We start from the raw sequence: 223 nt of genomic DNA on the forward strand, positions 1-223 counted from the left end.
TCGGATGGCGAGGTTCCTTTGAAAGTCCTGCCGGCCCTTGTGGCGGGTAGGCAACATACACAGCGAGGACGCTGTGGACAGTCGGCCTTATTCCGGCCTGACTGTCCCGCTCAACGCGAGTGTCACCGGATAACCGGTAAACATTCACGGAGAGTTTGATCCTGGCTCAGGACGAACGCTGGCGGCGTGCTTAACACATGCAAGTCGAACGATGAAGCCCTTC

General features: G+C 57.8%; 1 rRNA gene. It reads left to right on the forward strand.

Annotation, left to right across the window (positions count from 1 at the left end):
- Positions 1–143 precede the first annotated feature (143 nt).
- A 16S ribosomal RNA gene (locus tag IO20_RS0134400) occupies positions 144–223 on the forward strand; the annotation flags it as partial.

This window comes from Streptomyces exfoliatus, assembly GCF_000725545.1.
Taxonomy (GTDB): Bacteria; Actinomycetota; Actinomycetes; order Streptomycetales; family Streptomycetaceae; genus Streptomyces; species Streptomyces exfoliatus.